This is a genomic window from Planomonospora antibiotica, from assembly GCF_014647955.1.
Classification (GTDB): domain Bacteria; phylum Actinomycetota; class Actinomycetes; order Streptosporangiales; family Streptosporangiaceae; genus Planomonospora; species Planomonospora parontospora.
Genome location: NZ_BMQE01000048.1, coordinates 14,724 through 39,747 on the forward strand (window position 1 = coordinate 14,724; position 25,024 = coordinate 39,747).

Annotated in this window: 26 protein-coding genes; 16 read left to right on the plus strand and 10 right to left on the minus strand. The window is 74.0% G+C overall.

The features are described from left to right. The first annotated feature begins 31 nt into the window (after nucleotides 1-31). On the plus strand, nucleotides 32-1,021 hold the full coding sequence (locus IEZ06_RS29695; RefSeq protein WP_189239994.1) for a 2-hydroxyacid dehydrogenase: 990 nt from the start codon (nucleotides 32-34) through the stop codon (nucleotides 1,019-1,021). A gap of 274 nt (nucleotides 1,022-1,295) precedes the next feature. Here IEZ06_RS29695 and IEZ06_RS29700 read toward each other — a convergent pair whose 3' ends face one another. Both IEZ06_RS29700 and IEZ06_RS29705 read right to left on the minus strand, forming a co-directional pair. After that, nucleotides 1,296-2,210 carry a cytochrome c oxidase assembly protein gene (locus IEZ06_RS29700; RefSeq protein WP_189239995.1) on the minus strand — a complete coding sequence of 305 codons (915 nt, stop codon included), beginning with the start codon at nucleotides 2,208-2,210 and terminating at the stop codon, nucleotides 1,296-1,298. Then, nucleotides 2,210-2,734 carry a DUF2243 domain-containing protein gene (locus tag IEZ06_RS29705; protein ID WP_189239996.1) on the minus strand — a complete coding sequence of 175 codons (525 nt, stop codon included), beginning with the start codon at nucleotides 2,732-2,734 and terminating at the stop codon, nucleotides 2,210-2,212. Before IEZ06_RS29705 ends, IEZ06_RS29700 begins: the two co-directional genes overlap by 1 nt. 132 nt (nucleotides 2,735-2,866) lie before the next feature. Between IEZ06_RS29705 and IEZ06_RS29710 the strand changes: the two genes are divergently transcribed. After that, on the plus strand, nucleotides 2,867-3,802 hold the full coding sequence (locus IEZ06_RS29710; protein ID WP_189239997.1) for an ion transporter: 936 nt from the start codon (nucleotides 2,867-2,869) through the stop codon (nucleotides 3,800-3,802). A gap of 61 nt (nucleotides 3,803-3,863) precedes the next feature. Here the strand turns inward: IEZ06_RS29710 and rpsD are convergent, their stop codons facing one another. Further along, nucleotides 3,864-4,478, minus strand: a complete 615-nt coding sequence (gene rpsD, locus IEZ06_RS29715) for a 30S ribosomal protein S4 (protein WP_068893873.1) — start codon at nucleotides 4,476-4,478, stop codon at nucleotides 3,864-3,866. 87 nt (nucleotides 4,479-4,565) lie between these two features. On the opposite strand from rpsD, the gene IEZ06_RS29720 reads away from it, so the two are divergent. The 6 genes from IEZ06_RS29720 to IEZ06_RS29745 all read left to right on the plus strand — a co-directional run bounded on the left by IEZ06_RS29720 (nucleotide 4,566) and on the right by IEZ06_RS29745 (nucleotide 10,783). Further along, nucleotides 4,566-5,294 carry a DUF2470 domain-containing protein gene (locus IEZ06_RS29720; protein WP_189239998.1) on the plus strand — a complete coding sequence of 243 codons (729 nt, stop codon included), beginning with the start codon at nucleotides 4,566-4,568 and terminating at the stop codon, nucleotides 5,292-5,294. A 160-nt stretch (nucleotides 5,295-5,454) separates the two neighbouring features. Next, nucleotides 5,455-6,018, plus strand: a complete 564-nt coding sequence (locus tag IEZ06_RS29725) for an MFS transporter (protein ID WP_189239999.1) — start codon at nucleotides 5,455-5,457, stop codon at nucleotides 6,016-6,018. 234 nt (nucleotides 6,019-6,252) lie between these two features. Further along, nucleotides 6,253-6,918, plus strand: coding sequence for a copper chaperone PCu(A)C (locus IEZ06_RS29730; RefSeq protein ID WP_229798881.1), 666 nt, complete (start codon nucleotides 6,253-6,255; stop codon nucleotides 6,916-6,918). After that, on the plus strand, nucleotides 6,915-8,231 hold the full coding sequence (locus IEZ06_RS29735; RefSeq protein ID WP_203872211.1) for a Dyp-type peroxidase: 1,317 nt from the start codon (nucleotides 6,915-6,917) through the stop codon (nucleotides 8,229-8,231). The genes IEZ06_RS29730 and IEZ06_RS29735 overlap by 4 nt, the downstream gene beginning before the upstream one ends. 198 nt (nucleotides 8,232-8,429) lie before the next feature. Further along, nucleotides 8,430-9,449: a zinc-dependent alcohol dehydrogenase family protein gene (locus tag IEZ06_RS29740; RefSeq protein ID WP_189240001.1), complete on the plus strand. Its 1,020-nt coding sequence runs from the start codon at nucleotides 8,430-8,432 to the stop codon at nucleotides 9,447-9,449. A 128-nt stretch (nucleotides 9,450-9,577) separates the two neighbouring features. Then, on the plus strand, nucleotides 9,578-10,783 hold the full coding sequence (locus IEZ06_RS29745) for a sensor histidine kinase (RefSeq protein WP_189240002.1): 1,206 nt from the start codon (nucleotides 9,578-9,580) through the stop codon (nucleotides 10,781-10,783). Between the two features lie 57 nt (nucleotides 10,784-10,840). On the opposite strand, the gene IEZ06_RS29750 is transcribed toward IEZ06_RS29745, so the two are convergent. The 3 genes from IEZ06_RS29750 to IEZ06_RS29760 form a co-directional block, all read right to left on the minus strand. Further along, nucleotides 10,841-11,314 (minus strand): hemerythrin domain-containing protein, encoded by a 474-nt coding sequence (locus IEZ06_RS29750; RefSeq protein WP_203872210.1) that lies wholly within the window; start codon nucleotides 11,312-11,314, stop codon nucleotides 10,841-10,843. A gap of 83 nt (nucleotides 11,315-11,397) precedes the next feature. Next, nucleotides 11,398-12,579, minus strand: a complete 1,182-nt coding sequence (locus tag IEZ06_RS29755; protein ID WP_189240004.1) for a zinc-dependent alcohol dehydrogenase — start codon at nucleotides 12,577-12,579, stop codon at nucleotides 11,398-11,400. Nucleotides 12,580-12,661: 82 nt separating this feature from the next. Further along, nucleotides 12,662-13,615 carry an LLM class F420-dependent oxidoreductase gene (locus tag IEZ06_RS29760; protein WP_189240005.1) on the minus strand — a complete coding sequence of 318 codons (954 nt, stop codon included), beginning with the start codon at nucleotides 13,613-13,615 and terminating at the stop codon, nucleotides 12,662-12,664. A 192-nt stretch (nucleotides 13,616-13,807) separates the two neighbouring features. On the opposite strand from IEZ06_RS29760, the gene IEZ06_RS29765 reads away from it, so the two are divergent. From IEZ06_RS29765 to modA, 3 genes are all read left to right on the plus strand, one after another. Then, entirely contained in the window at nucleotides 13,808-14,179 is a 372-nt protein-coding gene (locus IEZ06_RS29765) for an STAS domain-containing protein (protein WP_189240006.1), read from the plus strand. Between the two features lie 77 nt (nucleotides 14,180-14,256). After that, the gene (locus IEZ06_RS29770) at nucleotides 14,257-15,306 is read left to right on the plus strand and encodes an NAD-dependent epimerase/dehydratase family protein (RefSeq protein ID WP_189240007.1); all 1,050 of its coding nucleotides are present in this window, start codon (nucleotides 14,257-14,259) and stop codon (nucleotides 15,304-15,306) included. A 100-nt stretch (nucleotides 15,307-15,406) separates the two neighbouring features. Then, complete coding sequence (gene modA, locus IEZ06_RS29775) at nucleotides 15,407-16,210, plus strand: molybdate ABC transporter substrate-binding protein (RefSeq protein ID WP_189240008.1); 804 nt, start codon at nucleotides 15,407-15,409, stop codon at nucleotides 16,208-16,210. Nucleotides 16,211-16,377: 167 nt separating this feature from the next. Here modA and IEZ06_RS29780 read toward each other — a convergent pair whose 3' ends face one another. Together IEZ06_RS29780 and IEZ06_RS29785 are read right to left on the minus strand one after the other, a co-directional pair. Next, nucleotides 16,378-16,827, minus strand: a complete 450-nt coding sequence (locus tag IEZ06_RS29780) for a DUF4383 domain-containing protein (RefSeq protein ID WP_189240009.1) — start codon at nucleotides 16,825-16,827, stop codon at nucleotides 16,378-16,380. Nucleotides 16,828-17,031: 204 nt separating this feature from the next. Further along, nucleotides 17,032-17,685 (minus strand): TetR/AcrR family transcriptional regulator, encoded by a 654-nt coding sequence (locus tag IEZ06_RS29785; protein ID WP_189240010.1) that lies wholly within the window; start codon nucleotides 17,683-17,685, stop codon nucleotides 17,032-17,034. 196 nt (nucleotides 17,686-17,881) lie between these two features. On the opposite strand from IEZ06_RS29785, the gene IEZ06_RS29790 reads away from it, so the two are divergent. The 4 genes from IEZ06_RS29790 (at nucleotide 17,882) to IEZ06_RS29805 (ending at nucleotide 22,717) form a co-directional block, all read left to right on the plus strand. Continuing rightward, on the plus strand, nucleotides 17,882-18,379 hold the full coding sequence (locus IEZ06_RS29790) for a (2Fe-2S)-binding protein (RefSeq protein ID WP_229798883.1): 498 nt from the start codon (nucleotides 17,882-17,884) through the stop codon (nucleotides 18,377-18,379). Further along, nucleotides 18,376-19,371 carry an FAD binding domain-containing protein gene (locus tag IEZ06_RS29795; RefSeq protein ID WP_189240011.1) on the plus strand — a complete coding sequence of 332 codons (996 nt, stop codon included), beginning with the start codon at nucleotides 18,376-18,378 and terminating at the stop codon, nucleotides 19,369-19,371. Before IEZ06_RS29790 ends, IEZ06_RS29795 begins: the two co-directional genes overlap by 4 nt. After that, nucleotides 19,368-21,674: a xanthine dehydrogenase family protein molybdopterin-binding subunit gene (locus IEZ06_RS29800; RefSeq protein ID WP_189240012.1), complete on the plus strand. Its 2,307-nt coding sequence runs from the start codon at nucleotides 19,368-19,370 to the stop codon at nucleotides 21,672-21,674. Before IEZ06_RS29795 ends, IEZ06_RS29800 begins: the two co-directional genes overlap by 4 nt. 71 nt (nucleotides 21,675-21,745) lie before the next feature. Next, on the plus strand, nucleotides 21,746-22,717 hold the full coding sequence (locus IEZ06_RS29805) for a DUF72 domain-containing protein (protein ID WP_189240013.1): 972 nt from the start codon (nucleotides 21,746-21,748) through the stop codon (nucleotides 22,715-22,717). Here the strand turns inward: IEZ06_RS29805 and IEZ06_RS29810 are convergent. Then, complete coding sequence (locus IEZ06_RS29810; RefSeq protein ID WP_189240014.1) at nucleotides 22,714-23,088, minus strand: VOC family protein; 375 nt, start codon at nucleotides 23,086-23,088, stop codon at nucleotides 22,714-22,716. The two genes, IEZ06_RS29805 and IEZ06_RS29810, sit on opposite strands and share 4 nt — an antisense overlap. A gap of 232 nt (nucleotides 23,089-23,320) precedes the next feature. Between IEZ06_RS29810 and IEZ06_RS29815 the strand changes: the two genes are divergently transcribed. Beyond that, on the plus strand, nucleotides 23,321-23,929 hold the full coding sequence (locus IEZ06_RS29815) for an LGFP repeat-containing protein (protein WP_189240015.1): 609 nt from the start codon (nucleotides 23,321-23,323) through the stop codon (nucleotides 23,927-23,929). Between the two features lie 124 nt (nucleotides 23,930-24,053). Here IEZ06_RS29815 and IEZ06_RS29820 read toward each other — a convergent pair whose 3' ends face one another. Next, a complete protein-coding gene (locus IEZ06_RS29820; RefSeq protein ID WP_203872209.1) occupies nucleotides 24,054-24,953 on the minus strand; it encodes an aminoglycoside phosphotransferase family protein in 900 nt (299 codons plus the stop codon). Nucleotides 24,954-25,024 lie beyond the last annotated feature (71 nt).

Here is a 25,024-nt window from a genome sequence, read left to right on the forward strand (position 1 = left end):
CCGCGGGCCGGAGCCCGCACAGGAGAAGAACGTGTCCCGCAAGAACGTCCTGGCCGTCATCCCCCCGCAGGTCGGAGGTCGTGAGGCGGGATCCGCCCTGGCCGGGCTCCTCGCCGGCCGCGCGCACGTCACCGTCGCGGAGTCCGCCGGGGAGGACCCGGGCGCCCTCGCCGCCGCCCATGTGATCATCACCGCATTGAGCCCGGTCGACGCGGACCACCTGGGGGCGGCCCCGCTGCTGGAGCTCGTCCAGTGCGTCGGCCACGGGCACGACCACGTCGACCTCGCCGCCGCGGAACGGCACGCCGTCACGGTGTGCACCATCGCCTCCAGCGGGGCGGAGGGCAACAGCGTCGCCGAGCACGCCTTCGCCCTCATCCTGGCCTGCGCCAAGCGGATCGTGCCCGCCCACACCGCGCTCGCCGCGGGTGACTGGGCGCTGCCCCGCCTCCGCCCCCACCTGACCGAGCTGGCCGGCAAGACCCTGGGCATCGTCGGCCTGGGCCACATCGGCCGCGACGTGGCCCGCAAGGCCGCCGCCTTCGACATGACCGTCCTCTACAGTTCCCCGCGCCGCGCGCCGCGCGACGTCGAGGAGCGCACCGGCGCACGGTGGACCGAACTGGAGGAGCTCCTGCGGACGTCCGACGTCGTCACCCTGCACGCGCCGCTCAACGACGGCACCCGGCACCTCCTGGACGCCCGCCGCCTGGCCCTGCTCAAGCCCACGGCCGTCGTCGTCAACACCGCGCGCGGGCCGCTGATCGACCAGGACGCGCTCGCCGCCGCCCTGGAGGACGGCCGGCTCGCCGCCGCGGGCATCGACGTGTTCGACCCCGAGCCGCCGCCGCCCGGCTCGCGGCTGCTCGGCGCGCCCAACGTCGTGCTCACCCCGCACGCCGGAGCCGTCACCCGCGAGACGCTCGTCCGCATCGCCCTGGCCGCCGTGGAGAACGTCCGCCGCCACCTCGACGGCGCGGAGCCCCACGACGTCGTGGCAGGGCCCGGCGCGACGATGTGATCCACCGCTCCGGCGAGACCGGGCCGGTCAACCCGGCCGGCCGCGGTCCGGGGTCAGCCGCACCACCGTGTACGGCAGCACCGGGCTGGTGGCTCCGTACTGGAAGTCGACACCAGCAGGTCGCGGCCGTCGAACGCCGCCGTGGAGGGGCCGTGCAGCCTCGGATCGGTGACCCGTGGGTGATGGCGATGACCGCCGACGCCCCGCCCACCGAGGGCCCGGGCAGACCGGCCCGATCTCGTCGAAGCGGTGGACCACCTCGCGCACGGTGTCCTCATCGGCGGCCGACAGACGGGCGGTGACCGGCGCGGTGCCGCCGCCGGTACCAGGCGGCGAACAGGGCGGTGGCCAGCAGGAGCTCGGCGATGTCGCCGCCGTAGTACATGACCTGGGCGGCCTGCCGGACGTCCGCGGCGTCCCCGGCGCCCGGAGGCAGGGCGGGGGCGTGGGCGTAGAGGTGCTTGGCCAGCCAGGCGTGGACCGCCGACGCCAGGACCAGGGCGGTGACCCGGACGGCCGTCCCGGGCCTGCGGGAGGCCGGGTCGGGACCGGCGACGGCCCAGGCGAACAGGTAGCCGGCCGCCAGATAGTGCAGGTGGACCGTGTGGTGGAGCAGGGGGCTGGTCAGGGTCGCCGCGTACAGCGGGGTGAGCATCACCAGCAGCAGACCGCCGGCGTTGAGCACGGCGGCACCGGCCGGGTGGCCGGCCGCGTGCAGGACCGGCGAGCGCAGCAGGCGGGCGACGCGGCGGCGGCAGGGCGCCGGCGCGGTGCGCAGCAGCAGCGTGACCGGCGCCGCCATGACCAGGGCCAGCGGGGCGAACATGCCCAGCAGCAGGTGCTGGACCATGTGAGCGGTGGCGCCCGCCGGGGCCAGGGCGTGCGGGAGCGGGGAGACCGCCACGGCCAGCACGGTGCAGCCGGTCAGCCAGGAGGCGCTGCGCAGCCGGCTCCAGCCCCGGGGCCCGGTCGCCGCCTGCCGGGCGGCGACCAGGTAGACCGCGGCGCAGGCGGCGATCGGCAGCAGCACCGGCAGGGACGCCTGCCACGCGCCGGGGTCCAGGTGAGCGGGGTCCAGGTGGCCGGGGTCCGGATGGGGGCCGTGGTGCGGCGGAGCGGGGTGGACGCCCGTACGGGCGGGGGCCGGGAGGGCCTCCTGCTGAACGGGGGCCGGGAGGACGAGCCTCATCAGGGGCGCCGGTCACCGGGCGGGGTGCGGGTGTCCCCGGCGCGCCGGCGCCGGGCGCGCCGGGCCAGAGCGGTGCCGCAGGCCAGCAGCAGGACCGCGGCCAGGTTCCACACCAGGTCGTAGGGGCCCAGATCGACGCCGTAGCGGATCTGGTGCACGCGCAGGACCTTGTGGTCGACCAGCCCGTCGAAGAGCTGGAAGCCTCCGGCGCCCATCAGGAAGCCGCCCCAGGCCGCCGGGGCGACCAGCAGCGCGCGGCGGCGCAGGTCGGACAGCCAGAAGAACCCGCCGACGACGGCCACCAGCTCGGCGGCGTGCAGCAGGCCGTCCGAGAGCAGCCCCACCTGGGGGGTGGCCCGGTCGTAGAAGTGGTGCCAGGCCAGGAGCTGGTGGAAGACCACCTCGTCGACGGCGGCCATGACGCCGATGCCGATGAGGGCGGCCGACAGCAGCGAGGGGCGCAGGGAGGGCGCGGCCCAGCCCGGAGCCGCCGCCGTGTTCCGTCGTGTCTCTCGTCCCGGCATGCCGGGCTCCCTACCCGGATGGGCGGCGGTCACGCGACGCCCGCCGCCCATCCGGGTAGGGGGCCGGGCACCGGGCATCCGTTATGATCTTGGGCTGTCCTCCGACCTCCGACCCCGGGAGCCCTCGTGCCCGTGCGCGAGCGTGTTCGCGCCGCCCTGGAGACCTCGCGCTTCCAGCAGGCCGTCATCGCGGTCATCGTGGTCAACGCGGCGACCCTGGGCCTGGAGACCTCGGCCGCGGTCGTCGAGCGGTACGGCACGGCGCTGTCGGTCGTCGACCATCTCGCGCTCTACTTCTTCACCGCGGAGCTGGCCGCGAAGATCTACGCGTACGGCCCGCGCTTCTTCCGCGACCCGTGGAACCTGTTCGACGCCTCGATCGTGACCGTCTCGCTGCTGCCCGCCGCGGGCGGGCTCTCGGTGCTGCGGGCGCTGCGGATCCTGCGGGCGCTCCGGCTCATCTCGGTGGTGCCCAGCCTGCGCCGGGTGGTCACCGCCCTGCTCACCGCCGTGCCCGGGATGACCTCGATCGTGCTCCTGCTCGGCCTGGTGCTCTACGTCGCGGCCGTGATGGGCACGAAGCTGTACGGCGCCACCGCGCCGGAGTACTTCGGCGACCTGCCCACCTCGCTGTTCACGCTGTTCCAGATGATGACCGGGGACGCGTGGTCCGACATCACCCGCGAGGTGATGGCCGAGCACCCGGGGGCGTGGGTGTTCTTCGTGCTGTTCATGCTGGTGTGCACCTTCGTGGTGCTCAACCTGTTCATCGCGGTGGTGGTCAGCGCGATGGAGGAGGAGCACGCGGAGGAGTCGGCGCAGGCGACCGCGGAACTGGGCACCGCGGTGATGGCGGAGCTGGCCGCGCTCCGGGCCGAGGTGCGGGAGCTGCGCGACCGCGTCCCGCCCGCCCCGGCCGCCGCACGCCTCCCCGACGGCGCCGCGGGACCGCCCGGCGCCGCGACGCCGGGCGGTCCCGCCGACCCGGCGGCTCCGGCCGGTTCCGCCGGGCCGGTCGCCCCGGCCGCCGGGAGGCGGTCCTCCCGCAAGCGGCCCGCCCGCCGGTGACCGGGCCCGGGACGGGGACGCCGCCGGCCACCGGGAGCGGAGGGGAAGGCCGCGTCCCGCCTCAGCGGGAGTAGAACTCCACGACCATCTGCTCGTCCACCGGCACGGCGATCTGCTCGCGCACCGGCCGGGAGACCACGGTGAAACGCAGGTCGGCGTGGTCGACCGCCAGATAGGGGGCGGTCCGCTCGTCGGCGTAGACGCCCTCGGCCGCGGCGACGAACGGCTGCATGGCCCGGGAGCGCTCCCGCACCGCGATGACCTGGCCCGGCTTGACCAGGTAGCTGGGGATGTCCACCTTGCGGCCGTCCACGGTGATGTGACCGTGCGTGACGTACTGCCGGGCGGCGTAGATGGACGGAGCGAGGCCCGCGCGCAGGACCAGGGAGGCCAGGCGGCTCTCCAGCAGCACCACCAGCTCGGCGCCGGAGCGGCCGGGGCTGCGCAGCGCCATGTCCCAGTAGCGGCGCATCTGCCGCTCGGAGACGTCGTAGTACCAGCGCAGTTTCTGCTTCTCCATCAGCCGCAGGCCGTAGTCGCCGGTCTGCCGGCGGTTGGTCTTGCGGCCGTGCTCACCCGGCGGGTAGGGGCGCTCCTCGAAGTAGCGAACGGCCTTGCGGGTGAGGGGGACGCCGGCGCGCCTCGAGAGTCGCACCTTGGGTCCGGTGTAGCGCACAGTCACTCCATTGTGCTTAGGTATGCCTTACTGAGGTTAGCCTTACCTTAGACGAAACGGTCGCAAGATCTCAAGGAGAGCCGGTCCATGCAGCAGCCCGTCACCGCGCCGCCCGCCCCCGAGCGGGTCCGCACCCTCGCCGCGGCCGCCGTCCCCACCCACGTCTCCCTCGCGGGGACGGCCGAGCCCGCGTGGTCCGCCCGGGGCGGGGTGGACCGCGCCGGGCGGCCGGTGCTGCTCGTCCTGCCGGGGGACCCGCTCCACGGGATGCGGGACGAGCCGGTGGTGACCGTGGACCTGACCGCGAGCCGCTCGCTCGGCGGGGTGGAGCTCTCCCGGGGCCTGCTGAAGGTGCAGGGCTGGGTGCAGGCCGTACCGGAGCGGGAGTTGCGCGAGACCGCGATCGCGATCGCCGACCGCTGCCCCGACGAGGCCCTGTTCGAGGTGCTGGAGCACCGCGGCGGCCCGCGCCTGCTCCGGGTGGACGTCGGCCAGGTCGTCTACCTGACCGGGCCGGAGTCGGGCGTCCTGGACGCGGAGGAATATCTCGACGCCGCCCCCGACCCGCTGACGGCCGAGGCCGAGCGCATGGTCCGCCACGTCAACGACGCCCACCGGGACCGGCTCTCGGCCGCGCTCGGCGCCCTGCTCTGCGAGCCCGCCGGCGACGTGTGGCTCTGGGAGCTGGACAGGTTCGGCGCCACCGTCCGCTCGGGCATCGAGGACCCCGTCCTCATCCGGCTGCCCTGGCCCGCCCCCGCCGGTGACACCGCCGCGCTGGAGCACGCCCTGCACTGCCTGCTCTGCCACCGCTGATTCCCCCGGCGCCCGTACGGCCGGCCTCCTCCGCCGGAGTGGAGCCGGATGTCGCGCTCGCCGTCGTCCGCCGAGAGCCGACCGGACGGCCCGGGCCGACGGCCGGGTCGCGCGGGCCCGGCGGGAGGGCGGCCCTCCCCCGTGCGATGATGGCCCCGCCATGCACGCCATGCCCGCCTCCCTGCCGTTCCGGCTCGCCCGCGCCGCGGTCTTCACCGCGGTGTGCCTCGGGCTGGGCGTGGCGGCGCACCTGTTCGCCGGGGGCCCCGTCTCCGCGCCGGGTGCGGTGGGCGGCACGGCGCTGGCCTTCGCCGCGGCACTGGCGGCGGCGGGGCGTGAGCGCTCGGCGGCCGTGATCCTGCCGCTCCTGGCCGGTCTGCAGGCCGCGCTGCACCTGCTGTTCTCCCTGACCCACGCGGTGCCCCCGGCGGAGGCCGCCGGGCAGCACGCCCACTCGGGGCTCCTGCCCGGTCTGGGCATGCTGGTCATGCACGGCTGGGCGGTCGGGCTGACCGCCCTCTGGCTGGCACGCGGCGAGGCGGCGCTCTGGGCGCTGCTGCGCCGGCTGCCGGTACGGCTCCGCCTCCTCCTGGCCCACGCGGTCCCGGACCTGACGCCCTTCTTCGCGGTGCCCGCGACCGAGCCCGCGCCGCCGCGCCCGGCCCTGCTCCGCCACGCCGTACGGCGCCGCGGCCCTCCTCCGCAGGTCGTCGCAGCCTCCTGACCCCGGGCCGACCCCGGACGGGCCGGAGGCCGCTCCATGCCCCCGGGCCCGCGCGTGCGGGCCCGCCCACGCCGAGGCCGCCGTCCCGCGGCCCGGCGGATCCGACCTGTGCGACACCTTCTCCGGCGAGGCCGCCCGGGGTCCGGTGCGGCGGATCCGTGCCCTCATCTTCGGCACGGTCCCCCCCGGTTCCCGGTGCCGCGGCCCGCCGCACCAGCCAGAAAGGCGTTCAGCGTGCTCTCTCGCCGTACCCTCCCCACCGTCCCCGCAGCGGTCCTGCTCGCCGCCGCGGTGGCGCTCACCGGATGCGCCTCCCGGACCGGCACCTCGGCCGCGCCCGCGAGCCCGCCACCGGCCGCGGCCTCCGCCGCGTCCCCGTCCGCCCCCTCACCCGCGCTGACGATCACCGACCCGTGGGTGAAGACCACCGAGGAGGGCATGACCGCCGCCTTCGGCACCCTCGTCAACAGCGGCGACACCGACGTGACCGTCGTCTCCGCCTCCTCCCCGCTCTCGCCGGAGGTCGAGCTGCACGAGGTCGTCGACTCGGGCGGCAGGATGGTCATGCGTCCCAAGGAGAGCGGCTTCGTCGTCCCCGCCCACGGGTCGCACCCCCTGCAGCCCGGGGGCGACCACATCATGCTGATGGGTGTCGCCGAGAAGGTGGAGCCGGGCGCGCAGATCGCCTTCACCCTCACCCTGAAGGACGGCTCGGCCCTGGAGTTCACCGCCGTCGGCAAGGACTTCGCCGGCGGCGAGGAGGAGTACCGGCCCGGTACGCACACCGGCGGGGACACGGGCCACGGCGGGGACCACGGCAAGGGCGGGGACCACGGCAAGGGCGGGGACCACGGCAAGGGCGGGGACGGGACCGCGCGCACCGCCGGGGGTGACCGGTGACGGCCGCTCCCCGGATCACCCGGCGGGGACTGCTCGCGGGCGGCGCCGCCGCCGCGGCGGGCGCCCTGGCCGCGTGCTCACCGGGGACGGCCGCCGGATCCGCGGCGTCCGGAAGCGCCGGAACGCCCGGAGTCACCGGGACCGCCCCCGCGCGCGGGCAGGGCGTCTCCGCCCCCGTCTCCGCCACGGCCCCCGGCTCCGCCCCCGCTTCCGCCGCGGCCCCCGGCGGCACCGCCGCCGAGCCGTTCCACGGCGTCCACCAGGCCGGGATCGCCACGGCGCCGCAGGCCCACGCCGCCTTCGTCGGGCTGGACCTGCTGCCCGGCACCGGACGTGAGGCCCTCGCCCGGATGATGCGGCTGCTCACCGACGACGCGCGCCGGCTGACCGCGGGCAGGCCCGCGCTCGCCGACACCGAGCCGGAACTGGCCGCGCTCCCCGCCCGGCTGACCGTCACCTTCGGATTCGGTCCCGGGCTGTTCGCCGCGGCCGGGGCCGAGCACCTCCGACCGGAGGCGGTCGCGCCCCTGCCCGCCTTCCCGATCGACAGGCTGGAGCGGCGGTGGAGCGGCGGTGACCTGCTGCTGCAGATCTGCGCCGACGACGCCCTCACCGTGGCCCACGCGCTGCGCATGACGGTCAAGGACGCCCGCGCCTTCGCCCGGGTGCGGTGGGTCCAGCGCGGCTTCCGGCGCGCCCTCCGGGTCCAGGACCCCGGGACGACCCAGCGCAACGTCATGGGCCAGCTCGACGGGACCGTCAATCCTGAGCCGGGGACGGCCGACTTCGACCGGGCCGTGTGGACGGGCGACGGGCCGGAGTGGCTGCGCGGCGGCACCACGCTGGTGCTGCGGCGCATCCGGGCGGAGATGGAGACCTGGGACGCCGTCGACCGGACCGCCAAGGAGTTCACAGTGGGGCGCCGCCTGGACAGCGGTGCCCCGCTCACCGGGGTCCGGGAGCACGACGAACCGGACTTCGCGCGGCTCACCCCGGCCGGCTTCCCCGTCATCGCCGAGCAGGCCCACATCCGGCGGGCCCGCGTCCCCGACCCGGGTCTGCGGATCTTCCGCCGGGTCTACAACTACGACGAGGGGGTCACCGCCGGCGGGCGTGCCGACAGCGGGTTGCTGTTCGCCTCCTACCAGGCCGACGTCGCCCGGCAGTTCCTCCCGATCCAGCGGCGCCTGGCCGAGGCCGACCTGCTCAACGAGTGGACGACCCCGATCGGCTCGGCCGTGTTCGCCGTGCCGCCGGGCTGCGCGGAGGACGGCTGGATCGGCGAGACCCTGCTGGGGAAGCCGTCGGGGTGAGCGCCGGACGCCGGCCGGCGCGGGGTGCGGCCGGCGGGCACGCCCTCTTCACCCGGCGCGATCGCCGGCACCTCCGGATGGTGCGCCCGGCCGGGCCCGGGAAGGAACGTCACAGGTGACCGGGGCCGGAAGGCCGCCGCCGAACTCGTGACGGCTTCGGGCCGGCCGTGAGAACAGGGAATCGAAGGAGTGGGAGTCATGCGTGGTGTGGTGATGCACGCCCCCGGCGACGTGCGGGTGCAGGACCGCGACGATCCGCGGATCGTCGAGCCGACCGACGCGGTCATCCGTGTGGCGGCGGCATGCGTGTGCGGGTCGGACCTGTGGCCCTACCGCGGCGTCGAGAAGGTCGACGACCAGCCGATGGGCCACGAGTACGTCGGCGTGGTCGAACAGGTCGGCCGGGAGGTGAGGAACGTCAAGGTCGGCGACTTCGTCGTCGGGTCGTTCTTCGCCTCCGACAACACCTGCGAGATCTGCCGGGCCGGCTACCAGTCCCGCTGCGTGCGCGCCGAGCCGATGGGCGCCGTCGGCACCCAGGCGCAGCGGGCCCGCGTCCCGCTGGCCGACGGCACCCTGGTCGCCACCCCCGGCATGCCCGAGGCGGACCTGATCCCCTCGCTGCTGGCCGCCTCCGACGTGCTGGGCACCGGCTGGTTCGCCGCGGTCGCCGCCGAGGCCGGTCCCGGCAGGACCGTCGCGGTCGTCGGCGACGGCGCGGTCGGCCTGCTCGGCGTGCTGGCCGCCCGCCGGCTGGGCGCCGAGAGGATCGTCGTCTTCAGCCGGCACGCCGACCGGCAGCAACTCGCCGCCGGATTCGGCGCCACCGACGTCATCGCCGAACGCGGCGATGAAGGCGTGGCCCGGCTCAAGGACCTCACCGGAGGCCTGGGCGCGCACTCGGTCATCGAGGCGGTCGGCACCCAGGAGTCGATGATGCAGGCCATCCGCGCCACCCGGCCCGGCGGGCACGTCGGCTACGTCGGGGTCACCCACGGCGTCGAGCTGCCCGGCATGGAGCTGTTCTTCTCCGGTGTCCACCTGCACGGCGGCCCCGCCCCCGTGCGCCGGTTCCTGCCCGAGCTGATCGACCTGATCTGGAACCGGACGATCGACCCGGGCAGGGTCTTCGACCTGACCCTGCCCCTGGAGGACGCCGCCGAGGGCTACCGGGCCATGGACGAACGCCGGGCCGTCAAGGTGCTGCTGACCCCCTGACCTCCCCGGAGCGCCTCCCGGGACCCGGCCGGGGCGCCGACACTTCAGGTGAGGCGATCGCGACGAATAGTTATGGTGGAAGCCGGATGTGTTTCACCACAGGGGGACGGATGACCACAAAGTGGTCTGTGCTTGGGGAAGGTGGAAGATACGCCGCCCGGCAGGCCGCGGCGCTGTTCGCCCTGGCGGGGGTTCTGGCCATCCTGGGGATCGCGGCGACGCCGGCCGGTCAGCGCGGCCTGCTGGCGGCGATCGCCGGGGCCGACCTGCTCCTGGCCGCGGTGGCCTGGTGGCTCCCCTGGGACCGCCTCGACCCGCGCGCCCCCCTGGCGCTGAGCCTGCCCGCCCTGGCCGTGCTGTCCGTCTCCACCTGGGCGTTCGGCGGGACCGCGGCGGGCACGGCGCCGTTCTACATGATGCTGTTCGCGTGGGTGGGGCTGCACTTCCCCACCGCGGCCGTGCTGGCGCTGACCCCGCCGGCGACACTGGCCTACCTGGCCCCGCTGGTCGTCTCGGGCCGCGATCCGGTGGCGGTCTCCAGCGTCGTGGTGTTCGTTCCCACGCTGGTGGGGGTGGGCGTGCTGATCGCCCGCCAGGTCGACCACCAGCGCCGCGACCGGGAGACCATCCGCCGCATGGAGCGCTGGCGGGCCGCGCTGACCGCCGCCCTGGCCCACGACGTGCGCTCCCCGCTGACCTCCGTCCAGTTCGCGGTGGAGACCCTGAACGAGGACGGTCCCGACCTGCCCGAGGAGCGCCGGGACGCGATCGCCAGGGTCGCCATCCGCCAGGTCGACCGGATCCGGCGGCTGGCCGCCGACCTGCTGGACGCCGACCGGCTCGACAGCCACGGCGACCTCCGGCTGGACCTGCACCCGCTGGACCTGCGCGCCGCCGCCGAGAAGGCGGTCGGCTACCTCAGCGCCCCGGTGCGCGTCGAGGTCCCCGCCGGCCTCACGGTGCGGGCCGACCCGCAGCGGCTGGAGCAGATGCTGGTCAACCTCGCCACCAACGCCGTGCGCTACGGCGCCCCGCCGGTCGTGGTCAGCGCCGCCCCCGCCGGGCGCGGGGACGGCGAGCTGCTCGCCGTGCACGTCCGCGACCACGGCCCGGGCATTCCCGAGGACAGGCGCTCCCTGCTGTTCTCCCGCTTCAGCGGCGCCGGCGCCACCCCCGGTTCGGTCGGCCTCGGCCTGTGGATCACCCGCGAGCTGGCCCGCGCGCACGGCGGCGACGCCTTCTACGCCCCGGCCGACCCCGGCAGCCTCTTCACCGTCACCCTGCCCGCCGCCGGGCGGGCGGCGGCCGAACCGGCCACCGGCCGGATCGCCTGAGCCGGACGGGCGCGGGTCCGCCGGGCCCGGCGGACCCGGCGGACCCCGGTCGCCCGCCTACTGCTGCGCGCTGGAGACGGCCAGCGGCTCACCCGGGGCCTTGGCCCTGGCCTTCTCCATCTCCTCGCCCAGTTCCTGGAGCCTCTTGCGGCCCATCGCCTTGCGCACCTCGGGGAACCACTCGTCCTCCTCCTCCTCGACGTGGTGGCGGACGTTCTCCATGAGGACGGTGACCTTCGCGTCGAACCGCTCGTCCCTCGGGTCCATGTCCTTCAGCTCGGAGAGCATCCAGACCACCACGTGGTGCTCCTCGACGCTCTCCAGGATGTGGTCGGAGGTCTCGGGGACCTCCGCACGGGCGACCGGGTAGAAGACCTCCTCCTCGATGTAGGCGTGGGTGGTGAGCTCTCCGATGATCTGGTCGACGAGCTTCCGCTTCTCGTCGTAGGCCTCGTCACCGGCCTTCTCGAACTGCTTGAACAGCTTCTCGACCGTCTTGTGGTCTTCCTTCAGGAGCACGATGGCGTCCACGTTCCGCCTTTCTGCGATGTGGTCCCGGAGGGTCTTTCCGGGGGGTTCCATGGGGTTTCGGGGGGTTTCGGGGGGCGACGGGGTCACGGGTTGAGCAGCACCTTGATCGCCCCGTCGCGCTTCTTCTGGAAGATCTCGTAGCCGTGCGGCGCCTGGTCCAGCGGGAGCCGGTGGGTGGCCAGGTCCATGACCCCCAGGGGATCGGACTCGTCGACGACCAGGGGCATCAGGTCGTTGGTCCACCTCCGGACGTGGGCCTGGCCCATGCGCATGGTGACGCCCTTGTCGAACATCCTCAGCATCGGCATCGGGTCGGCCATGCCGCCGTAGACGCCGCTGACCGAGATCGTGCCGCCGCGCCGTACGGCGTCGATGCACTGGTGCAGGGCGGCCAGGCGGTCCACCCCCGCGTTGGTCATCAGCGGTGCGGCGAGCGCGTCGGGCAGCAGGCCGGTGATGGTCTGGGTGAACTTCGCGACGGGCGAGCCGTGGGCCTCCATGCCGACGGCGTCGATCACCGAGTCGGTCCCCCGGCCGCCGGTGAGCTCGCGGACCGCCTCGGGGACGTCGCGGACCGCCGAGGAGTCGATGATCTCGATGCCGTGCCTGCGGGCCATCTCGAGCCGTTCGGGCACGCCGTCGATCCCGATCACCCGGTGGCCCAGGTGCTTGGCGATCCGGGCGCTCATCTGGCCGATGGGGCCGAGGCCGAAGACCGCGACGCTGCCGACGTCGGGGATGTCGGCCCACTCCACGGCCTGCCAGGCGGTGGGCAGCACGTCCGACAGGAAGACGAACCGCTCGTCCGGCGGGCCGTCGGGCACCTTGATCGGCCCGAAGTGGGCCTGCGGGACCCGCAGGTACTCCGCCTGGCCGCCGGGGACCTCGCCGTACAGCCGGGTGTAGCCGAACAGCGCGCCGCCCATGCCGTGGTCGCGGACCTGGGTGGTCTCGCACTGGGCGAAGAGTTTCAGCCCGCACATGTGGCAGCGGCCGCAGGAGATGTTGAACGGGACCACGACCCGGTCCCCGGGCTCGATGTGGGAGACCTCCGAGCCGACCTCCTCGACGATGCCCATGGCCTCGTGGCCGAGGACGTCCCCGTCGCTGATGAACGGGCCCATGAGTTCGTACAGGTGCAGGTCGGAGCCGCAGATGGCGGTGGTGGTGACCTTGATGATCGCGTCGGTCGGCTCCTTGATGATCGGGTCGGCGACCTCCTTGACCCGTATGTCGCGCTTGCCGTGCCAGGTGACGGCCTTCATGGTCTGCCTCCTATCCGGATTCGACGGGGACCGCCCCCGGCGGTCCCGCCCGGACGGCCCGTGCGCCGCCCGGGGTGGGCGGTCAGCGCAGCCGCGGCAGGACCTCCTTGGCGTAGAAGTCGAAGAACGTCTCCTGCTCGTCGCCGATCTGGCTGACGTACACCTCGTCGAAGCCCGCGTCGACGTACTCCCGGATCGCCTTGAGGTGGACCTCGGGGTCCGGGCCGCACGGCGAGCCCTTGCTCGCCTCCTCCTCGGTGACCATCTGCGCGAGCTGCTCGAAGTGCCGGGGAAGCGGCAGCAGCTGGGCGGCCTCGCCCTGGATGCCCTGGGTCGGCCAGAGCCGGTGCACGGTCTTGCGCGCCGTGGCCTCGTCGGCGGCGTAGCAGACCTTCAGCCCGCCCTGGACGGGCTTGCCCTGGCCGCCGGAGGCGTGGAACCGCTGCACGAACTCGGCCGACGGGCCGGTGCAGATGTAGCCGTCGGCGATGCGCCCGGCCAGCTCCACCGACTTCTCCCCGAACCCGGACATGTAGATCGGCGGGGGCGAGTCGGGCAGCGTGTAGAGGCGGGCGGTGTCCACGTCGTAATGGGTGCCGCGGTGCGTCACCAGCTTGCCGCTCCACAGCTCGCGCATGATCTCGACCGCCTCCTCGAGCATCTCCAGCCGCTCCTCGGCGGGGGGCCACCGCGAGTCGATGATGTGCTCGTTGAGCGCCTCCCCGGTCCCGACGCCGAGCCGGAACCGGCCGCCGGTCAGCACGGCGCTGGTGGCGGCGGCCTGGGCGATGATCGCCGGATGGATGCGGACCAGGGGGCAGGTGACCGCGGTGGTGATCGGCAGTGAGGTCGCCTCGGCGATCGCGCCGATCACCGACCAGACGAACGGGCTCTGCCCCTGCTCGTCCAGCCAGGGGTGGAAGTGGTCGGAGATCCACAGGCTCTCGAACCCCGCCTGCTCGGCGAGCCTGGCCTGCCGCACCAGCTCCCTGGGGTCGTGCTCCTCGCTTGACAGGAAGTATCCGAACGTCGTCATATACCGCCTCCTCCACGGGATGAGCTGCACGGACCCTCTCCATACCCGTGCTGGGGAGGTCAAACGGAAGAGGGCAGCACGCCTCCTTGTGCCTTTCGCCCCGCAGGGGTGACACTGGGAGGACCAGGCGCATGAGCGGTCCGGAAGCCGCCGGGACCGCGATGGGCATGTCGCTGCTCTGGAGGCGTCCGTATGCCATTGCAGATCAGCGGGGAGCGCCGCCGGGCCTTCACCGTCATCCGGATCGTGGGCGAGGTCGACAAGACCGCGGAGGCCCGCCTCCGCGAGAAGATCGACGAAGCGCTCGCCTCCTCGAGTCCCCGGCTGCTCTTCGACCTGTCGTCCATGAACTTCATCGATTCGTGCGGCCTGCGCCTCCTCGTCCAGGCCTCCAGCAGGGCCCATCGGTGCGGCGGCACCTGCGCCCTGTGCTGCCTCAAGCCCTCGACCCGCCGCCTGATGCGGCTGACCGGCCTCGACGCCGCCTTCGACGTGTACCCCACCCTCGGCGACGCACTCGCCGAGGCCCGGCCGGAGAGCCCGGCCACGGCGCGTCTCCCCTGACGTCCGGGCCGCCGTCCGCGGGGCGGGGCCGGAGCGGTTCCCCGGTTTGGCCATCCTCCTTTGGGCATCTGGGGGGTATGCGGGTAATCGTCATCGGTGCGACCGGGAACGTGGGCACGAGCGTGGTGTCCGCCCTGGCCGCCGACAGCAGCGTCACATCCATCCTCGGGCTGGCCCGCCGCCTGCCCGACTGGCACCCGGAGAAGACCGAGTGGCGGACCGTGGACGTCTCCACCGGTGATCTCGCGCCGCACCTCGCGGGCGCGGACGCGGTCGTCCACCTGGCCTGGCTGTTCCAGCCGACGCGCCGCCCGGTGACCACCTGGCGCAACAACGCGCTGGGCAGCATCCGCGTCTTCGAGGCGGTGGCGCGGGCGAAGGTCCCCGTGCTGGTCCACGCCTCCTCGGTGGGCGCCTACTCCCCCGGCCCGAAGGACCGCCCGGTCACCGAGGACTGGCCCACCCACGGCTGGCCCGGCGCCGCCTACGGACGGGAGAAGGCCTACCTCGAACGGACGCTCGACGCGTTCGAGCGCGAGCACCCGGAGATCCGGGTGGTACGGCTCCGCCCCGGTTTCGTCTTCAAGCGGGAGGCGGCGACCGAGCAGCGGCGGCTGTTCGCCGGGCCGTTCCTCCCCCACCGGCTGGTACGGCCCGGCCTCATTCCCTTCGTCCCGGACCTGCCCGAGCTCAGGTTCCAGGCGCTGCACGCCGAGGACATGGGCGAGGCCTACCGCCTGGCGGTCGTCAAGGAGGTGTCCGGGGCCTTCAACATCGCCGCCGAACCGGTGATCGACTCCACGGTGCTGGCCGAGGTGCTCGGCGCCCGGCGGGTGCCCGTCCCCGGCTGGATGCTGCGCGGCGCCGCCTCCGCCGCCTGGCACCTGCGCCTGGTGCCCGCCTCGCCGGACCTGCTCGACATGCTGTTCACCGTACCGATCATGGATGTCACCCGCGCGCGCACCGAGCTGGGCTGGACCCCCCGGCACTCCTCGGTGGACGCGCTGCGCGCGGTGCTGGAGGGGCTGCGCACCGCGTCGGGCATGGACACACCGCCCCTGTCGCCGAAGACCGGCGGGCCGGCGCGGGCCGGGGAGCTGGCGACCGGGATCGGCACCCGCCCGTAGGACGTGTCAAGGAGCTTGGCATAAGCCATCAAATGCGCGAAGGGTATGCTGGGAGACCGTGACCGAACCGTGCGGCCGGAACCTGACCAGGAGTCCCCCGTTGCCACTTCGGCGCCTTCCCCGCTGGACCATCGCCCTGCCCGTCGCACTCGCCGTCCTGACCGGCTGCGGCTCCGGCGAGCCGGCCGCCACCTCCACCGCGTCCGGCTCCGCCCCGGCGGCCGGCGGGGCGGCGGCGGAGGTGACGGTGTTCGCCGCCGCCTCGCTGACCGGCACCTTCACCAAGCTCGGCGAGGCCTTCGAGGCCGCCCACCCCGGCGTGACGGTGAGGTTCAACTTCGGATCCAGCGCCACCCTGGCCCAGCAGATCACCCAGGGCGCCCCGGCCGACGTGTTCGCCGCGGCCAGCCCGGCCACCATGAAGACCGTCACCGACGCCGGCCTGGCCGCCTCCCCGACGGTGTTCGTGCGCAACAGGCTGCAGATCGCCGTCCCGGCCGGCAACCCCGCAGGCGTCGACGAGCTGAAGGATCTGGCGGACGCGAAGGTCAAGGTGGCGCTGTGCGCCGCCCAGGTGCCCTGCGGCGCCGCGGCGGTCAAGGCGCTGGACGCCGCCGGGCTCAAGGTCACCCCCGTGACGCTGGAGCAGGACGTCAAGGCCGCCCTCACCAAGGTCGGACTCGGTGAGGTCGACGCCGCCCTCGTCTACATCACCGACGTACTGGCCTCCGGCGGCAAGGTGAGAGGTATCGACTTCCCCGAGGCGGGCGAGTCGATCAACGACTACCCGATCGCCGCTCTGACCGAGGCCCCCGCCGGACCGGCCGCCCAGCGGTTCGTCGACCTGGTCCTCTCCCCGCAGGGCAGGGACGTGCTGACCGAGGCCGGTTTCCAGGCCCCCTGACTCCGTGACGCCCCGTTGATCCGGGCGTCGGCCTCCGCGGCTCCCGGAGGGCCGGGTTCCGTCTCGGGGCAGGCCCGGTGCGGACGCGGGAACGGCCGCCCACCGTGCGGTGGGCGGCCGTTCTCCTCGCCGTCTCCGGCGGATCGCCGCCGGGTCTCCCCGTGCGATCAGACCCGCGAGGTGGCGCGGCGGCGGCTGAGCGCGACGCCCAGGCCGATCATGCCGAGACCGAGGAAGAAGTGGAGCCAGTTGTCCGCGGTGTTGAGCGGGACGAAGTTGGCCGAGCTGTCGTGCGGGATCAGCAGGCCGTACAGCCACAGCAGCAGGTAGACGGCGCCGCCGCCGATCAGGAAGTTGCGCGCCCCGGACCAGGTCCGGGAGAGCGCGAGGCCCGCCACACCGAACAGCAGATGGACGATGTTGTGCAGGATCGACACCTCGAAGATGCCCAGGAGCATCGCGTCCGACTGGTGCCCGGCGAACTCGAGCTGGTCGACGTTGCTGGTGATGCCGGGGATGAAGCCCAGCACGCCGACGAGGAGGAACACGATCCCGACGACCCGTGCGGCGAGCTGCAGCTGCGAGCGGTCGGTGCCGTGAGTGTGCGGTGCGTCCATGACGTCTCCCACATGTGTGATCGGGACTGGTGCCCGCTCCTGCTACCCGCCCGCCGGACCTCTAGTCACCGGACGCGGAAACACGGGTAACGATGACGACACGGCGCCGCTCCGGGGCCGGTGGATCACCGGCGTCCCCGCGGCCACCCCCGCACCGCTGCCGGCGGATCACCGGCAGCCCCGGCGGCTGCCCCCGCTCCGGGGTCAGCGGATCACCGGCAGCCCCGCGACGAGCGCGGCGATCAGCCTCTTCAGCGTCGGCAGGAACGACGGGCAGGCCGCGGCGATGTCCGGGTCCTGCGCGTAGAGCTCGACCAGCACGGGTGCCGGGTTGGCCACCGGGTAGAGCGTTCCGGCGAATCCGGCGGCCGCCCCGACCACCTCCAGCCCCTCCGCCGCGGTCAGGGCCGGGTGCGCCCGCGCGACCTGCTCGCCGAGCCCGGCCACGACGCCCAGCACGGTCCGCTTGAAGACGCGGGCCGCCGGGACGGAGACGTTGTGCTCCAGGCTGGTCGAGACGTTGCCGAGCAGGTCGCACAGGAGCGGCCGCTCGGCGAGCGTCTCGGCCAGCGCGTCGACCACGGCCTCCGGCCCGGTGGCGTCCCGCAGCCGGACGGTGACCGCCTCCGCCCAGTCCAGCCAGCATTCGGCGGCCAGCTCGAGGTAGATCTCCTCGCGGGTGCCGAAGTAGCGCACCACGTTGGACTTGGCCAGGCCCACGGCCGCCGCGACCCCGCCCAGGCTGACGTCGCGCACGCCGGACCGGAGGGCGAGCTCGCGGGCGGCGGCGAGGATCGCCTCGCGCCGCTGCTGCTTGTGCTCCGGCCGTCTGGCCCGGACGAACGCCGGCTGTGTCATGTCCCCGCAAGCATACGACGGAGATAAGAGGACACCGTTCTCTTGTTAAGAGCACGTCGTACTGTTAGCGTCGGCCGCAGCGGACGGACCCGCCGCCCCGGCGGGCCCCTCCCCGCCCGTTCCCCGCAGGGACGCGCGGCGGCTCCGCGGACCGGCTCACGAACGGAGAGTGCACGTGGTCGAGGTGCGGTTACGGGTGAACGGCGCCGACGCGTCGCTCGATCTTCCGCCACAGGTCAGCCTGCTCGACGCGCTGCGCGAGCGCCTCGGCCTGACCGGCACGAAGAAGGGCTGCGACCAGGGCGCGTGCGGCGCCTGCACGGTCCTGGCCGACGGTGAGCGGATCAACTCCTGCCTGGCCCTGGCCGTGCAGTACGCCGGCCGGGAGATCACCACGATCGAGGGGATCGCCGGCGACGGTCCCGGGCACCCGCTCCAGGCCGCCTTCGTCCGCAACGACGGCCTGCAGTGCGGCTACTGCACCTCCGGCCAGATCTGCTCGGCGATCGGGATGCTGGCCGAGCACGGCGCCGGGATGCCCAGCGCCGTCACCGGACACCTCTGCGCGGACGGCGCCGAACTCACCGACGACGAGATCAGGGAGCGGATGAGCGGCAACCTGTGCCGGTGCGGCGCCTACAACGGCATCGTCGACGCCATCCGGGAGTTCGCCGCGGCGGAGGCGGAGCGATGAGGCCGTTCTCGTACGTGAGCGCCCCCGACGTCGCGACGGCGCTCCGGACGGTCGCCGACGACCCCGGCGCGAAGTTCCTCGGCGGCGGGACGAACCTCGTCGACCTGATGCGCACCGGGATCGAGCGGCCGGACACGGTCGTCGACATCACCTCCCTGCCCCTGGCCGAGGTCGAGGAGCGGCCGGACGGCGGCGTGCGGATCGGCGCCCTGGTGCGCAACAGCCGCCTGGCCGCGCACCCGCTGATCCGGGCCCGCTACCCGGTGCTGTCCCAGGCGGTCCTCGCCGGGGCCTCGGCGCAGCTGCGGAACATGGCGACGGTCGGCGGGAACCTGCTCCAGCGCACCCGCTGCCCCTACTTCCACGACCGCACGGCCGCCTGCAACAAGCGCGAGCCGGGCAGCGGGTGCGACGCGATCGGCGGGTTCAACCGCAGCCACGCCGTCCTCGGCGTGAGCGGCGCCTGCATCGCCGCCCACCCCTCGGACATGTGCGTCGCGCTGGCCGCGCTCGACGCCGTGGTGGAGGTGGAGAGCGTGCGCGGCGTCCGGCGCGTCCCCCTGGCCTCCTTCCACCGGCCGCCCGGCGAGACCCCGCACGTCGAGACCGGCCTGTCCCCCGACGAGCTCGTCACCGCGGTCGAGCTGCCGCCCTCGCCGCTCGCGGCGAACTCGTGCTACCGCAAGGTCCGCGACCGGGCGTCGTACGCGTTCGCGCTGGTCTCCGTCGCCGCCGCGCTGGAGGTCCGCGGCGGTACGGTGACCGGGGTCGGGCTGGCCCTCGGCGGCGTCGCCACCACGCCGTGGCGGGCCCGGGAGGCCGAACGCGCCCTGCTCGGGGCGCCCGCCACCGAGGAGTCGTTCCGGCGGGCGGCCGAGGCCGAGCTCGCCTCCGCCACCGGCCTGCCGGGGAACGCCTTCAAGATCGATATGGCCCGGCGGGCCGTCACGGCGACGCTGCGGCGGCTGCTCACCGAGGGGAGCCCGGCATGACCTCCGCCCCCACGCGGACCCCGCCCCCGGCCGAGACGACGACCGGCCGCAGCGTCGGCAGGCCGCTGGACCGGGTCGACGGGCAGGTCAAGACGACCGGCGCGGCCCGCTACGCGGCCGACCACCCCCATCCCGGCCTGGCGCACGCCGCGCTGGTGCACGCGGCGGTCACCCGCGGCCGGATCACCGGCATCGATGCGGCCGGGGCCGAGGCCGTCCCCGGCGTGCTGGCCGTGATCACGCACGAGAACGCCCCGGCGATGAAGCCGCCGCCCCCGGTCAGCGTGCTCAACCTGAGCAGCCTCGCCTCCGGGTCGAGCGTCAACTACCTCAACACCGACGAGGTGCACTGGAACGGCCAGCCCGTCGCGGTCGTCGTCGCCGAGACGCCGGAGGCCGCCCGGCACGCCGCCGGCCTGGTCCGGGTCTCCTACCGGGAGCTCCCCGCCACCGTGGACTTCACCGCCGAGGAGGGGAACGCCGCACCGCAGAAGAGCAGCGCGCTGCAGCCCGGCGGCGCCCGCAAGGGCGACGCGGAGGCCGCGCTCGCCGCCGCGCCCGTCTCGGTGGACCTGCGCTTCACCACGCCGCCGTACCACCACAACGCGATCGAACCGCACGCGACGACGGCGGTGTGGGACGGCGACCGGCTGACCGTCCACGAGGGCACCCAGAACATCACCTGGGTCCGCGACCACCTGGCCCTGCGGTTCGGCGTCCCGGCCGGGAACGTGCGGGTGGTCGCGCCGTACGTCGGCGGCGCGTTCGGCGGCAAGACCATGGTCTGGGCCGGCACCGTGCTGACGGTGCTGGCGGCGCGGGTGACCGGCAGGCCGGTGCGGATGGCGCTCACCCGGGAGGGCGTCTACCGCACCGTCGGCGGGCGCACCCCGTCGGCGCAGCGGGTGGCGCTGGGCGCCCGCGCGGACGGCGCGCTGACCGCGCTGATCCACACCAGCGTGACGCAGACCGGCCGGACCGGCGGCCTGCCCGAGCAGGTGACCTCCCAGTCACGGCACCTCTACGCCGCGGAGAACATCCTGCTCCGGCAGAACCTGGTCGAGCTGGACGCGATCCCGAACACGCCCATGCGCGCGCCCGGCGAGTCGATCGGCACCTTCGCGCTGGAGTCGGCCGTCGACGAGCTCGCCTGCGTGCTCGGCCTCGACCCGATCGAGCTGCGGATGCGCAACGAGCCGGAGCGCAACCCGATCGACGGCAAGCGGTTCGCGCACCGGATGCTGCGCGAGGCCTACGCGCTCGGCGCGGAGCGGTTCGGCTGGTCCGGACGGACGCCGGAGCCGGGCTCGATGCGGGACGGCGGGTGGCTCGTCGGCCTGGGCGTCGCCTCGGCGTACCACCCCTCGTGGCAGATGCCCGCCAACGTCACGGTCAGGCTGTCGGCCGGCGGCTCCGTCCTGGTGCGCTGCGGCTTCCACGAGATGGGCATGGGCGGGGCGACCGCGCAGGCGCAGATCGCCGCCGACGCCCTCGGCGTGCCGTTCGAGGCCGTGCGGGTGGAGTACGGCGACTCGGCCCTGCCCAGCGGGCCCGGGGCCGGCGGCTCCGCGCAGACCGCGAGCGTGGCGGCGAGCCTGCTGGCCGCGTGCGAGAAGCTGAAGGGCTCGCTGCTCGCCCTGGCCCGGCGCTCGGACGGCTCCCCGCTGCGCGGCCGGCGGCCGGGCGACCTGGAGGCCCGCGACGGCGGGCTCTGGGCCGGGCCCGCGGGACCCGGTGAGACCTACGCGGCGATCCTGACCCGGGCGGGCCGGGACTCCGCCGAGGCCGCCGTCGGGTCCGACACCCGCGTCGGGAAGGTCACCGGGCGGCTCCGGTTCATGTCGAAGCTCCTGCGCGACCGGCGGCGCTGGGTGAAGGCCGCGTGCGGGGCGCACTTCTGCGAGGTGCGGGTCGACCCGGACACCGGGGAGGTCCGGGTCTCCCGCTGGCTCGGCGTCTTCGACGTGGGCAGGGTGGTCAACGCGAAGATGGTGGCCAGTCAGCTCCGCGGCGGCATCGTGATGGGGATCGGCATGGCCCTGTCGGAGGAGACGCTCGTCGACCCGCGCAACGGGCGGATCATGAATCCCGGCCTGGCCGACTACCACGTCCCGGTCCACGCCGACGTCCCGCCCATCGACGTGCACTGCCTGGACGTGCCCGACCCGACCATGCCCCTGGGCCTGATCGGGGTGGGCGAGGTGGGCATCACCGGCGTCGCCGCCGCGATCGCCAACGCCGTCCGCCACGCGACCGGCAGGCGCGTGCGCGATCTGCCCGTCACCCCGGACAAGTTGCTCTGACGGTGAGGACGCGGGTGAACGCCTCCGGAACCGGGAGGTGACACGGCCCGCCGGACGGGCAGTGCCCTGACATGGCGACCCAGACCTCCCTGCCGATCCCGGTCCCCCGCCCGCCGCGCCGCGCGGGCACCGCGACGACGGGCGGCTCCGGCGCGCCGGCGGGGAACGTCCTCGTCGGCACGGCCTCGTGGACCGACAGGTCGCTGCTCGACTCGGGCTGGTACCCGGACGGGGTGTCCACGCCCGCCGAGCGGCTCGCCTACTACGCGGAGCGGTTCCCGCTGGTGGAGGTGGACGCCACCTACTACCACCCCCCGTCGGTCAAGACAGTGGAGGCCTGGCGGGACCGCACGCCGCCGGGGTTCACCTTCAACGTCAAGGCGTTCTCCCTGCTGACCGGGCACCCCACCCGGGCGCGCTCGCTCTACAAGGACCTCCGCCTGCGGCTCGGCGACCCGGACGGCACCCTCTACCTGCGCGACGTCGGCCCCGAGATCGCCGAGGAGGTGTGGTCGCGCTTCCTGGGCGCGCTCGCGCCGCTGCACGAGGCGGGCAAGCTGGGCGCCGTCCTGCTGCAGTTCCCGCCGTGGTTCCCGGCCGGCGAGGGCAACCGGCGCCGGGTGCTGGAATCCGTACGGCGCTGCGCCCCGATGCGCGCGTGCGTGGAGTTCCGCAACCGCACCTGGATGGAGGAGGACGAGCGCGAGAGGACCCTCGGTTTCCTGGCCGAGCACGGCGTCCCGTACGTCGGCGTCGACATGCCGCAGGGACATCCCTCCTCGATCCCGCCGGTCCTGGCCGCCACCGCCGACCTGGCCGTGGTCCGCTTCCACGGCCACTCGGAGAAGTGGACCAGCAAGAAGATCGAGGAACGCTTCGCCTACCTCTACTCCGAGGCCGAGCTGGAGCACTGGGCGGCCCGGCTCCGGGAGTTCTCCGGTCAGGCCGGGACCCTCCACGTCCTGATGAACAACTGCTGCCGCGACAACGCCCAGCGCAACGCCGCCCGCCTCACCGACCTGCTCCGGGCCCGGCAGGACTAGAGGCCGCGCTCGGCCGCGCTCCGCTCCACGCAGAACTCGTTGCCCTCGGGGTCGAGCAACGTGACCCAGCCCGGCCCTTCGGGGGCGCGGTGGTCCTCGTGCAGCTTCGCCCCCAGGGCGAGGAGGCGCTCGACCTCCTCGTCGCGGGTCCGCTCGGTGGGCATCCAGTCGAAGTGGATCCGGTTCTTCACCGTCTTGCCCTCGGGCACCCGGATGAACAGCATTCCGGGTGCGGGCGCCGGGGCCTCGACGAGGGCCTCGGAGTCGCCCGGCTCGTCCTCCTCGGACATCGGCCACCCGATCGCGGCGCTCCAGAACGTCGCGAGCCCGTAGGGATCGGCGCAGTCGATCGTCACATGGCGAAGGATCATGGAACACACCCTAACCGAGCCGCTCCGGCGTGATCCCGGCTCGCGGTGGCGGCGTACGGCGGGCGCCCGATCCCTTCCCCTGGAATCCCGAGACCGAGCCTCCGGGGAAGGTGATTGATATGTCGGAAATGTTCTTCCAGTAAGCCGCCCTCAAGGCGTGGCAGTCCAGGTGAAAGCGGCCCGCCGTACACATGAGTCGTCGCCGCGAACCGCCACCGGAAGGACCACTCCGATGAGCCGCACCTCCCGTTCCCTCCTCGGCCTCACCGCGGCCGCCGTGACGGCCGCCGCCGTGGTCGCGCCCGCCACCGCCGCGCAGGCCGCCACCGCCCGCACCGCCTGCGACGCCTCCCTCGTCGCTCCCCCGGGGAGCCTCATCGGCGGCCTGTGGCGCTCCAACGGCGGCCAGAGCAGCGTCTACGGCTGCCCTGTCACCAAGGAGTACGGCTACGCCGGAAAACGCGGCTCCTACCAGGGCTTCCGCAACGGCAAGATCGTCTGGTCCCCGAACCTCGGCGGCGGCGCCCTCGTCCGCGTCTACGAGTCGGGAAGCAGGATCACCTTCAGGTGGAGCGGCCTGGGCCGCGACTGGGACTTCTTCAACGTCCGCTGGAGCAAGGACGCCCACCTGGGCAACCGGACCCACCAGGTGAAGGTCACCCGGCTGACCCCGTGGAGCGGAGCCCTGTCCCTGCCCAAGAACGTGGCCGTCGACTACGACGACACCGTCAGCCACGGCAGGGCGACGGACAGGTGGACCTTCGTCGTGCAAGGCTGCGACCGCGGCACCTTCGGCTCCGACTGCGGCCCGTGGAGCATCACCAACGCCTACGTCGACTGACGTCACGGAGGCAGGGGCGGGGAGCCGGGTGTGACCTGAAGTGCAGCACCACGACCTTGCTGTTCTCAGGCGTCCCGGCCGGGTGGCCACGTCCGGCTCGGTCCCCGACGCGTAGTGGGATGCCTCAGCTTTCGTCGAGCACCGTCCGGATCACGTGCCGGGCGTTGTGCGCCATCGCCGGGTTCGTCCTCCGGTAGTACGGCAGTGCGATCAGCGCCTGCGAAAGCGTCCGCCCCCGGCCGCGGATCCAGGTCGCGTCGTCCACGGCCAGCGCCTCGCGGAAGACCTCCCGCGCATCGGCCGGCAGCAGATTCCACGCCGGGAACAGATCGCACGCCGGATCACCCACCCCCAGGCACCCGAAGTCGATGACCGAGGTCAGCCTGCCGTCGTCCACCAGCAGGTTGCCCGGCATGAGATCGGCATGCAGCCACACCGGCGGACCGTCCCAGTCCGGGACCCGCAGCGCCTCCTCCCATACGGCGGTGGCGGCGTCGCAGTCGACGCCCTCCTGCGGGATGTCGCGCAGTTCCTCGATCGCTGCCCGGGTCTGCGCGTCGAGTGAGGCGATCGGCCCGCCGCGGTGGGCCTGCGGCGCGCCGGGCAGGGTGATGCTCCTCATCGCCGCCACGAATCCGGCCAGATCCTCGGCCAGCAGGACAGGTTCGCTCAGCGCCCCCACTTCGGGATTTACTCCCGCGAGCCATCGGTACACCGACCACGGCCACGGGTACCCGTCGGCGGGCTGCCCGGCTCCGAGCACCTCGGGGATGGGTACGGGCAGGTGGGGTGCGAGTCGGGGCAGCCATGCTCGTTCCATCGACACGTCGCCGGCCCCGCCCTTCCCCAGCGGAAGCCGCACGACCAGGTCGTCGCCCAGCCGGTATATGGCGTTGACCGTGCCGCCGGACGGAACCCGCTCCACCGCCGACCCCGCCCACTGCGGGAACTGCCCGGCGACCAGTCGCCGTACGAGGTCGCCGTCGATGGGATGCATGCCGGGATGCATCTGCCCTGTGCTCATGGCACGTCATCCGACCGTCGGACACCGACGAGCGTCAAACGCTTCTCCGGCAGGCACCCTTCGCGACATGC